The 10977-nt window shown below is 54.5% G+C and carries 8 protein-coding genes; 4 read left to right on the top strand and 4 right to left on the bottom strand.

Annotation, left to right across the window (positions count from 1 at the left end; translation table 11 throughout):
- The first annotated feature begins 126 nt into the window (after positions 1-126).
- From RMSM_RS18440 to RMSM_RS18430, 3 genes are all read left to right on the top strand, one after another.
- On the top strand, positions 127-429 hold the full coding sequence (locus RMSM_RS18440; protein WP_040767944.1) for a hypothetical protein: 303 nt from the start codon (positions 127-129) through the stop codon (positions 427-429).
- On the top strand, positions 402-1736 hold the full coding sequence (locus tag RMSM_RS18435) for a recombinase family protein (RefSeq protein ID WP_008699570.1): 1335 nt from the start codon (positions 402-404) through the stop codon (positions 1734-1736). Before RMSM_RS18440 ends, RMSM_RS18435 begins: the two co-directional genes overlap by 28 nt.
- A gap of 187 nt (positions 1737-1923) precedes the next feature.
- Positions 1924-2361 (top strand): Dps family protein, encoded by a 438-nt coding sequence (locus tag RMSM_RS18430; RefSeq protein ID WP_008699569.1) that lies wholly within the window; start codon positions 1924-1926, stop codon positions 2359-2361.
- Positions 2362-2453: 92 nt separating this feature from the next.
- Here the strand turns inward: RMSM_RS18430 and RMSM_RS18425 are convergent, their stop codons facing one another.
- Complete coding sequence (locus RMSM_RS18425; protein WP_008699568.1) at positions 2454-3203, bottom strand: DUF72 domain-containing protein; 750 nt, start codon at positions 3201-3203, stop codon at positions 2454-2456.
- 478 nt (positions 3204-3681) lie between these two features.
- Between RMSM_RS18425 and RMSM_RS18420 the strand changes: the two genes are divergently transcribed.
- Positions 3682-5004 (top strand): serine hydrolase domain-containing protein, encoded by a 1323-nt coding sequence (locus RMSM_RS18420; RefSeq protein WP_008699567.1) that lies wholly within the window; start codon positions 3682-3684, stop codon positions 5002-5004.
- Positions 5005-5087: 83 nt separating this feature from the next.
- Here the strand turns inward: RMSM_RS18420 and RMSM_RS18415 are convergent, their stop codons facing one another.
- From RMSM_RS18415 to RMSM_RS18405, 3 genes are all read right to left on the bottom strand, one after another.
- Positions 5088-6593: a sulfatase family protein gene (locus tag RMSM_RS18415; RefSeq protein WP_008699566.1), complete on the bottom strand. Its 1506-nt coding sequence runs from the start codon at positions 6591-6593 to the stop codon at positions 5088-5090.
- Between the two features lie 194 nt (positions 6594-6787).
- Positions 6788-8212 carry a DUF1501 domain-containing protein gene (locus RMSM_RS18410; RefSeq protein ID WP_008699565.1) on the bottom strand — a complete coding sequence of 475 codons (1425 nt, stop codon included), beginning with the start codon at positions 8210-8212 and terminating at the stop codon, positions 6788-6790.
- 6 nt (positions 8213-8218) lie between these two features.
- Positions 8219-10597: a PSD1 and planctomycete cytochrome C domain-containing protein gene (locus RMSM_RS18405; protein ID WP_008699563.1), complete on the bottom strand. Its 2379-nt coding sequence runs from the start codon at positions 10595-10597 to the stop codon at positions 8219-8221.
- Positions 10598-10977 lie beyond the last annotated feature (380 nt).

The following is a 10977-nucleotide window of genomic DNA, read 5'->3' as shown; positions in this document are numbered from 1 at the left end:
TGGCATCATCGGGGCCTCGGGTGGCAACTTTGAACGGGACCAGCTGAAGGCTACAAGAGACGTGGCCAAACACACGAAAGTCATCGCCAAAGAGGCGAAGAAGGACAAGGGAGGCAAGTTCAAATAATGGCTACCGACATAGTACGGCCGCACGAATTGGACAACGGGCTCTACGGGAACGTGGGAGTCTACAACGGCATTTCAATTCAAGAGATCGCGGGCCGAAGTGGAACCGAGTCATCGAGTGGCGCAGCGACAGCCCAACGAACGTTTCTGTGTTCAGGAACATCGGATCCGGTTGCGGCGCGAGCGGCGTTGATCGATGGGCCCATTCTGATCGATACATTCGACGGGATGTTTCGCGAATTGATCGAGTGGGACCAGGGCGAATCGTACGACTCGTGGAATATGACCGTTCGGTACTCGTAGTCTTCACGAACAAGGGCGAGATCAATATTGACAACTTCACCGACTTCTTGACCGTCGCATGCGATGCCAATTCAGCCAACGATTACGTGCTTTCGATGTCGCGATCGGTTGTCCGAGGCCAGCATGAGAAGAAAGCGGCACGCGGCCTTTGGGTTGGCGGCACGACTCCGTTTGGCCTCGATTACGTGCGAAAGGGTTCGGGCGACACCCCGAACGCCGGAGAGATCATCCTGGGATCGCCAGAGGACGTCCAAACAGTGCGATTGATCTTCCAATGGTACCAGGAAGGATACAGCCACCGCGGGATCATTGAAAAACTGCGTGATGAGCGTGGGTTAAAACGAACCCAGAACTTCATACAGCGGATGCTGATCAATCCGTTTTACGCTGGGGATTACCGATGGAACCGAAAAACGCGTGGCAGGTTCCATGCGTTAAGGGACGGTCGTGTTACGGATGATTTCACCCCTGGCGTGAACGAAGAAAAAGACATGGTGTTCATCCCGGACAATCATCCGGCGATCATCGATCGAGAAACGTGGACCAGGGTGCAGCACTTGGTTGCCGAGCGAACGACCAAAACCACCCCGTTTCGAAACGGTGGGGTGCATCTCTTAACGGGGCTTTGCCGATGTGCCAAATGTGGAAAGGGTTTCTCGGGCAGCCGGTACGAAGGCAAGAACGGCGCACCAGCACGCCTGATGCTCACCTGCAACGGACACCGCCATAAGCAGTGCCGGCCCAATTACGTCAATCAGCGTGATGTGGTCGCGTCGATCGTGGCTTCTCTGGACGCTGTGATCCGCCCAGAACGAATAGAGAGCCTACGGGCCAAGTTCTATGAGAGCGTGGCAAAGAGACGTAACGACGTTGATCTGAGCGTCCTGGAGAGGTCTCTCGCTCGCAAGGAAGCCGACTACAGGGATCTTCGGGCAAAGATCAAGAAACTGCCAGCCGATCTGCTGGAGGACTTTGCGGGCGATCTACGGGAGCAGAAAGCCGAAATAGGCAAGACGAAAGAGGCCATTGCGGATGCGATCGCTGCCAAGCGAAACGACGGCTCGGAATCGGTCAAGTTCAACAAGCAGCTATCCATGATGAGCGACATCGTGGGTGCTCTGAAAGAGGCGTTGGCAGAGATCATCGACACTGAACCGCGATTGGTCCGAGAGCTGTTGGCCTCGATGGTCGATCATGTGACTCTGGACGTCCAGCCGCGACAGGTGAGCGATAAACACACTAGGTACGAACTGAAAAGCGGCGAAATCACGCTAAAACCGGAGTTTAACTTGATCTGCGCATCCTAACGAGCAGGTCGCAGGTTCGAATCCTGCCGAGGGTGCTTTTGCGGCGTCGACACCGCCCATCCCCTTCCTACGGTCGGAATTGCCGGACAGGCGACGCATGCAAACAATGCTCTTCCCTGTACTCTATAATCGGGCATCCCCTTTCTCTTGAACTCCCGATTCCCCTAGACTCCTGAGGAATACTGCAGTGAGCGATGCCGTCACCCAATCGTTGAGACAAGTTGTTGCGGACACCTATGCGTTGATCGGCCAGACGCATGTTTGTCACTGGAACGTGCGTGGACCGTCTTTCTTCTCGCTGCACACGGCGTTTGAAGAGCAGTACACCGAACTGTTTCTTGCCGTCGATGAGATCGCCGAGCGAATTCGTGCCAAAGGTGCACTCGCGCCTGGAGGCTTGTCGAATTTGGCGAAAATGGCAGGGATCGATGAAATCGCCGAAGATGCCTCGGCCAAGGATATGGTCGCGCATTTGGTCAAATCGAACGAGAAATTGCTCGATGATCTCAAAGTCGCACGCGATAAAGCGGGCGAAGCAGGCGATTCGGAGTCCGAAGACATCATGATCGCGCGGATCCAAGTACACGAGAAAACCGTCTGGATGCTCAAGAGCTATCTGGAGTAAGCCTCGGTTGAGGCCGGGAATCTGGTCACCGCTGCAAAGGAGCCAAAATGTCTTGGTTTATCGAAGACGATCATTGGCCCTACCGCCGCGATTCAGGTAGACGTCTGCTGGGATCTCGATGCAAACTCCTGTATCGTCAGTGCGTTGAAGGTTGCGTGGCCCTCGGCCGTGTTGTCAAAGATGCACCAAACCTCGTCCGCCGCGCACTCCTGAATTCGCTTTCGTAGGTCCTCAAGATACTCGTCCGAATAATTCGAATAGTAAATCTTTGGGTGCCCGTGAAGCCGAAAGTAGACGAAGCTTGTGTCGCCGGCCGGTTGCAGTGCCGACAATCCGCAGGGGTGCGGATCGACCGCCACACGACTAATGCGATGTGCATCGAGTAACTTTTCCGGAGTCGGCGTGAACCAGCTTGGATGTCGCGGTTCCAACACGACGGGGCCATGGTAAGTGTCGCGAACCTCTAAAAAGAATCGACTTGCGACTTGTTGATCAAAGGCCAGCGTCGGAGGCAATTGAAACAAGACCACTCGCAATTTCTCGCCAAGCAGACCAACCTCGTTCCAAAACGACTCCCACAACTCGCGGACGTTTTTCAGTCGGCGATAATGTGTGATCTGACGCGGAGCTTTGACGCTGAAACGAAAATCCTCGCCGGTACTTTCGCTCCATTTGGCCCATGTCTGCGGACGATGCGAGCGATAAAACGACGAGTTCACTTCGACGGCGTTCAGAATTTTGCTGTAACGCTGCAAGTGCGTTCCGCTGTCGGGAAAGTGGCGTTTATGCTCGGCTCGCAAGCTCCATCCCGCGGTGCCTAAACGTACTATCGAAGCGTCCATTTTGCCTTACCCCCATGCGTCGGCGGAAGATTGTGTGCATGGCAATGTCGCGTGCACATTCCGGGCCCGTCGCAACGCAGATTTTCCATGGCTCGGAAGGGTGTTCGTACTAAGAGACGCTGAGTGCAATTCTCGGATTAAGTAGCTAGGCACGAGTCTTTCCGTCTATTAGCCGCTTTGACGCTAGTTTCTCTGTCCTGTTTTTGATTGCGCTCCGTAACAACGCAGTAACCATTGCTGACGCCAGTAGGACGGTCCCCCGACATCCCGAATTGGCTGTGTTACTACACGATGACAAATCAGGATGGTACAACGTTCAATAGCAGTATTGAACAATTTGAATTTTGACATTGTGGCGTGAGGCACTAATGTAGCCAATGCAAGATCCACCGCAGCAGCGCCGTTATCGCCGCCATATTGTGAACCCACTGCCTGCCTTCCTGAATCCATCCGCCTTTCTAGATTTGACCGCACCTTGATGAAGCACATTACGATTCCGGCCTTCGTGGCGAGCGCGTTGCTTTGCTTTACATTTACCAATGCGGCGGAACCGCTGTCGCGTCCAAGCGACGCTATTCCGATCTCGCCTGATCCATCGTCGGACCCCACGATTGCGAAGGAAATCTCGTCGGTTCTTGATCCGCTTGTGGAACGGTTCGCAAATAATCGTGATGCCGTCGGGACGGCCGTGGCTGTTTCACGAAACGGCAAACTGATCTACGCCCGAGCGATCGGATATCGCGATTTATCCGCGGCGGCTCCGGCGGAGCCAACAACGCTGTTCAGTATCGCCAGCGTGTCCAAACCCATTACTGCAATAGCGGTCGTGAAGCTTGTTCAGGACCGCAAGCTTGGGCTCGATGATCGTTTCATCGATGTTTTACAGCTCGATCCGTCTGCGAACGGAAACGACGAGTTTGATACTCGAATTCGAGCGGTGACCATCCGGCATCTTCTCAACCATACGGGCGGATGGGATCGAACCGCTTCCTATGATCCACTGGGAACAAGCAACCGCGTGCGAGTTTGTGAGCATCTAAACATTGCCCACGAGGAGTTGCATCCGAATCACATCGTTCAATACATGCTAACAAAGCCGTTGGACTTTGACCCTGGCACAAAGTTTGCCTACTCGAACATTGGCTACTGCATCTTGGGCAGAGTGATCGAGAAAGTGACGGGCGAGACCTACGAAGACTATGTTACAAACGAGGTGTTGAAACCACTGGGCATTCAACAGATGAAACTTCGCGCGGACAATCCGTATGACAACGAGGCTACGGCATACACTCACGAAACGAAGAACGGAGAGCCGATCCACGGCAGTTTTGTTGCGTGCGACCTCCGATCGTGGCCAAACAAGGTTGTCGAGTCGCACGGCGGCTGGCTTGCCTCGGCGGTCGATCTTTCGCGGCTGCTAGCCGCATTTGACTCCCCGGCACGCATGCGAATTCTATCCCCCAATGCGATCAAGGCGATGTTTTCACCGCCGAGAGGTTTGCCGTCTGTTCGAGACGATGGATCACCGAAACCAAATTTCTATGGATTCGGATGGGATATCTGGCCCGCACAAAACGGCTTTACAGCGGCACATGGTGGTGGCGCATGCGGCATGTCCGCATACATTTCACGTAGCGTCAGCGGATTCAACTGGGTCGTGCTTACAAGCACCGATGCTGGCTTCCCAACAAATACGACATCGACTTCATTAATTCGCGACGGTGACCAAGCGCTCGCGAATTTGCGTATCAATTCGCGTTTTGATTTGTTTCGCATCCGCTACAAAACCGCCTTCAAATGATTTACAGTGTTGCGTTTCAACACGGAGACACGGAGAGTTGCTAGACCGAAATACTCTTGATCCCCCCCTGGCTTCCACCGAGCTTAGCGGATCGATTCTTCGGGTAAACCGGATTGAATGCCTTCGTCAATCGGCATGGTGTCGGGTTTGCCATCGCCGCTGGCGGCAATCAATCGATCCAGTTCCGCGCGGAGCGTTTTGACGGTCTCGGCATACTCGGGGACATCGATCAGATTTCGGTCTTCTTCGGGGTCCTTCGATAGGTCATACAACTCGGCCATGTGCCGATCGGGAGATCCATCGCCATGCGGGTAGCGAATGTATTTCCAGCGGTCCGTTCGCAGCGCTCGAACATTTGGCGTATACGGAAACTGGCTCTCGTAATTGTATTCGTAATACAAACTGGTTCGCCAATCGGACGTGTCGCCTTGTGCCAAACGTTTCCAGCTTGCCCCGTGCACCTTTTCGAGTGGTTTGGCGTTGCAGATATCCAGAATTGTAGGGGCGAAATCAACCGTCGCAGTCAACTGCGGAATCACACGTGACTGTTGTGTCAGCCCTGGGTAGCGAACCACCAACGGAATTCGGATCGATGGTTCATGTCCGGTCCGTTTGTCGACCATGCCATGTTCACCTTCCAATAGCCCGTTGTCCGAGGTAAAGATCACCAATGTGTTGTCGAGCTCGCCACGTTCGGCAAGGAATTGATACAAACGCCCAACGCTGTCGTCGACTGACAACAAGGTTCCCCAATACGCACGGACCATGCGGGCAAAATCCTTGACTGCCTCGGGGCTTTTGTCGGGAAACTGTTTTCGCCAATCGAACAGCGGACCGTAGATGCCGTGCCATGTATCGAGTCGCTTTTGGAACCATGCTGGCTTGTCGCTGAGGTTGAAGGCACTTTTGGGATACTGCACATCCACGTCGTCGAACGTCTTTTGATATTTTTCTTCGGGAAAGTAGAAACTGTGCGGTGCCTTGTGGCCCACCATCATCAACCAAGGCTTGTCCGAGTCGCGGTCCCCGATCCAGTCCATCGCCATGTCCGTCACGACGGTGGTATAGTAGCCTTTGACGACGCGGCGATCGTTGCCGTTGAAATTAAACTCGGTATCGAAATAACTACCTTGACCTTTGTGGGTCACAAAATGATCAAACCCGGGCCGCGGCATGTCATTCCCCTCGCCCATATGCCACTTGCCGACGTACGCAGTTTCGTACCCCGTGTCCTGCAACCGCAGCGGAAAACTAGTCATGTCCGTCGGATATTCAGTGAAGTTATTTGTAACGCCGTGGGTATGAGCATACAATCCGCTCAGGATCGAAGCACGACTAGGCGAACAGAGGCTGGTGGTGCAAAAGTGGTTCTTGAACAATAAGCCTTCGTCGGCCAAACGGTCGATGTTCGGCGTCTTCAGATGCGGATGCCCCATACAACTGAGTGCGTCGTAGCGTTGATCATCGGTCAGGATGAACAACACATTGGGACGCTTAATTTGATCAGCGTCTTCCGCGTAGGTGGGAAGCTCTGTGAGCAGCGTGAACGCAATGACGGGAACGGCAGCAAGAATGCGAAGCAAATTCACGATAAGTTTCTGTCGAAAGGGGGGGAAGTTGGAGATTTCAGACGAGGGTTTCATTGTACTCACATACGACGAGTACTTCACCGAGTCGAAAAGCTGAGGTCGCTACGCAGCAGTACTTCGACCAGAGCGATGTTCTAGGTGCGGAAGGATCTTTGGCAAGATCCACTACTTTCAAATCCGAGATCGACGCAGCACTAGGCGATAATGTCCTGGACCACTTTTCCATGCACGTCGGTCAAGCGGTAATCACGCCCGCTGTAGCGGTACGTCAACCGTTCGTGATCGAGTCCCATCAAATGCAGGACCGTTGCATGCAAGTCATGCACATGCACTCGATCTTCGATCGCGGTCAGCCCAAATTCGTCCGTCGATCCGTAGCTGATCCCGCCTTTCACACCGCCGCCTGCCATCCAAGTGGTGAATCCATAATGATCGTGGTCACGTCCCTTTTGGCCTTCGGAGGTCGGGGCACGCCCAAACTCGCCTCCCCAAATCAGCAGCGTTTCTTCAAATAGTCCGCGTTGTTTCAAGTCTTTGATCAGTGCCGCGATCCCTTGATCACAGGCCACCGCAAGCTTCCGATGACCGTCAACAATGTTGCCGTGCCCGGTATCCCAGGCGATGTCGTAACCGTCGATCGAATGAGATAGCTGGACAGTACGGACGCCACGTTCGATCAACCGTCGCGCTAACAAGCAGCCTTTGGCGTATTCGCTGTCGCCATACATTTCGAGCGTTTGCTTCGATTCCTGGCTCGTATCAAACGCGTCGGGAACAGCGAACTGCATACGAAACGCCATCTCCATCGTCTGGATGCTCGCTTCGAGCTGCTGGTCTTGTTGTTGCCGCTGCAGATCGATTTGGTTTAACCGCGTCAACAAATCCGCCTGCTGACGTTGCCCCGCCTTGGGCAACCAGCCGTTTTTCAGGTCGTCCAAGATGCGATTGGGCTGCATTTCGTGAATATTGACGTAGGTGCCTGTATAGGCACCAGGCAGAAATGCATTGCCCCAATTTGCCAGTTTGTTGCGTGGCTGGGCGCGCGGGCTCATCGCAACAAACCCCGGCAAATCTTGATTCTCGGTCCCCAAACCATATACCAACCACGCCCCCATACTGGGGCGACTCGGTTGCAGATGTCCGGCGTTCATCATCATCATCGCGCCGGCATGTTCGGGGATGTCGGTGTGCATCGAATGGATAAAACAGATATCGTCAACACACTCGGCAACGTGTGGAAAAATCTCGCTGACATGCTTGCCGCATTGACCGTGCTGTTTGAACGAGTACGGCGACGGCATCAGCCCCATCTTGGTATTTCGCAGTGATTTGCGATCGACCATCGCAGGCCGCTGACCCGCGAATTTCGCTAGCTGCGGTTTGTAGTCAAACGTGTCCACCTGAGACGGTCCGCCCGGCATGAACAGCTGAATCACATGTTTAGCCTTGGGAGCAAAGTGCGGTAATTTCGGTGACAATGGCGAAATCGACGCGGCGGATCCCGTTGCCGCTTCTGCCTGAGCCACCACGCTGGCCAACCCCAGCGAGCCAAACCCAGCCCCGATTTTGCGAAGCGCATCGCGACGACTCAGCGCCGGCATCGGATCGTAGTGAAACATCTTCAATTACCTCACAAACATGAATTCATTGGAACTCAGCAAGACCTGAGCGTAGCGATCCCAACGTGAAAGTGGACTATCACCTTCGGAGTGTCTATCCGATTCGTGGCCACTGACAAACTCTAGCCCAAGCTCTAGTTCCATCGGTTCGGGACTGCGGTTGTACAACCATCGGTAAGCGTACTCGATTCGCGCCGCATCCGATTCGCACTCGGACGCCAGCAGCGTTACCAGTGATTTCGCTCGCTCGACCATGAAGCGACTGTTCATCAAAAACAGATACTGTTGCGGCACAATACTGCTGGGCCGCTGGGCAACCGTGGCCCGCATCAGCGGAAAATCAAAGCGACGCAAGAAACGATCCGACTCAAACACGTCCCCATTGCGGCTCACTTTGGCATACAGCGTTCGACGTTTATTTTGCGTGACATCGGCAAGCGAGGGACCGCCGGTCGTCGTATCAAGTTCGCCGGTCACCGCTAATAGCGAATCACGCCACGCTTCGACATCCATTCGCCGGGGGCTCATTCGCCACAACAATCGGTTATCGCCGTCGGCGGCAAACGATTGCTCGTCAAACTCGCTACTGAGTTGATAGGTTGCCGAAGTCATGATTTGGCGATGCAGTGACTTGAGCGACCAACCGCCCGCGACAAACTCATCGGCCAACCAGTCAAGTAGCTCAGGATGCGTCGGAGCTTCGCCCAGCGTGCCAAAGTTACTTGGTGTGCGGACCAAGCCCGCACCGAAATGATGCATCCACACGCGATTGACAAAAACACGAACCGTCAGCGGGTTCTGGGGATCGATGATGGCCGCGGCAAGCTCCGCGCGTCCGCTGCCGCTGGTGAATCGAGTCGGTTCTTTGCCCGACAACAGCCTTAAAAAACGACGCGGTGCGACGTCACCGGTTCGGCGAAGATTGCCTCGCAATGCGACTTTCATATCGCCGTTACCGGTGTCATGCAGCGTATGAGCGACGTCGTAGCCGGGGGGTGCATCCTGTTTTAATTCAGCCAGTGTCGCCTGCAACTCGTCTTGCTGCATTTGCTCCTCCGCCGTCGCATCGCGTTTCTCGTCCTTGACCTTTTTATTGAGCTGGTTGAGTTGTTTTTGCAGCTCGTTCACCTTGTTCTTGTGGTCATTGAACCGCTTGACCACATCGTTTGTCGCGAGCGGCAGATCACGCACCGCGGTGTTATTAAAAATGCCCGCGAGTGAATAGTAATCCTGTTGGGGAATCGGATCGAACTTGTGGTCATGACAACGCGCGCACGCTCCGGTGATCCCCAGCAGTCCTCGGGTCAGCGTATCGATGCGGTCATCCAACGTTTCCCCTTTGGCCTGTGCGACGCTGTCGGGATCGCCGCCATCGGATCGATAGGTTGGGCCAAGTGCGAAGAACCCTGTGGCAATGGAATCTGAAAATTCACCGCTCTGATCGCCGGCGATTTGCAAACAAATGAATTCGTTGATCGGCATGTCTTGATTTAGGACGTCCACGACCCAGTCGCGATAACGCCAAGCGGCATCGAGCGGTTTGTTGTCGAGAAAACCGCCGCGTCCGTCACTGTATCGAGCAACGTCCAACCAGTGGCGACCCCAGCGTTGGCCGTACATCGGCGACGCGAGCAATTCATCGACCAGCGTCTCGACCGCGTTTTGCCGGTTCATCGCTGCCGACGCAGCAAACGACTGCACTTGGGTCGATGTAGGTGGAACACCGATCAAATCGATGTAAATACGGCGAGCCAGAATCTCGGGTTCCGCGATCGCCGCCGCATCAAGTCCTGCTGCGGCGCGGCGGGCGACAACAAAATTGTCGATTGGATTGACCACCAGCTTTGGGTCCACCATGGGGATCTTCGGCCGCTGCACCGACTGCCACGCCCAATGGCTCTGACGAGCGGTGTCCCAATCAAACGTGGACCAATCCGTCCCGGTCGCGATCGGGACTCCGGGTGACGCGGTGACCTGTGGCCAAGGAGCTCCTATTTCAACCCATCGCGTCAACGCTTCAATCTGCTGTGGGTCCAACTTACGATCCGGCGGCATCTCGCTCGCTTCGTAGTTGACCGATTGGATCAGCAAACTTTCCGACGGCTGGCCCGGCACCACTGCGGCTCCCGATTCACCGCCATGCAACATTCCTTCACGGCTATCGACGTACAAACCGGCCTCGACCTCGAGTGCATCGGTGCTGTGACAATCGAAACAGTGCTGGACCAACAGCGGTCGAATCTCGGATTCAAAAAACTCAATCTGTTCAGGTGGAAACGAAGTGGTGCCGTCGACAATATCCGCCGCGTCAAGCGGAGCAACAAGCAATAGCCCACTAAACAGCAGACAATGCGACAGCGCAAGGATCGACAGTAACGGACGCATGAGGCAGATTGAGGTGGGAAGGGGGGAGAGGGGGCGGCAGCGTCACCGGTTCTCTATCATAACCCAGTTTCGCAGCCGTAACACATTTTGGGCGAATATTGGCTTTGCGTTCAACCCTATACACTTCCGGAAACACGAATTGGATTACGCTGAGGTCCCAAACCATCATTTATTTAGTAGAGGCGAGCTGAAGAATGTTACATCACTGCAAGTTAATCCTGGGACTCATCGCATGTGGCTGCGTTCCCACCGCAGCTTGGGCACAAGCAACGAATGGCAGAAATTCCATGGTCATTTTGACAGACACCGAGTCGAACACACAAACGGAGAGTTTACGGATCACTGCAAAAGACTTCGGCGACGTATTGTCCGAGAATCAT

It is taken from the genome of Rhodopirellula maiorica SM1 (genome assembly GCF_000346295.1).
In the GTDB taxonomy this organism is placed as follows: Bacteria; Planctomycetota; Planctomycetia; order Pirellulales; family Pirellulaceae; genus Novipirellula; species Novipirellula maiorica.
Note: the sequence above shows the minus strand (reverse complement) of the source record. Positions and strands in the feature narration are given on the sequence as shown.

What these genes read in the sequence shown, in the direction of transcription:
- RMSM_RS18440 (WP_040767944.1), top strand. Translation starts at nt 127, where the DNA reads ATGGCTACCGACATAGTACGGCCGCACGAATTGGACAACGGGCTCTAC.
- RMSM_RS18425 (WP_008699568.1), bottom strand. Translation starts at nt 3,203, where the DNA reads ATGGACGCTTCGATAGTACGTTTAGGCACCGCGGGATGGAGCTTGCGA.
- RMSM_RS18420 (WP_008699567.1), top strand. Translation starts at nt 3,682, where the DNA reads ATGAAGCACATTACGATTCCGGCCTTCGTGGCGAGCGCGTTGCTTTGC.
- RMSM_RS18410 (WP_008699565.1), bottom strand. Translation starts at nt 8,212, where the DNA reads ATGTTTCACTACGATCCGATGCCGGCGCTGAGTCGTCGCGATGCGCTT.
- RMSM_RS18405 (WP_008699563.1), bottom strand. Translation starts at nt 10,597, where the DNA reads ATGCGTCCGTTACTGTCGATCCTTGCGCTGTCGCATTGTCTGCTGTTT.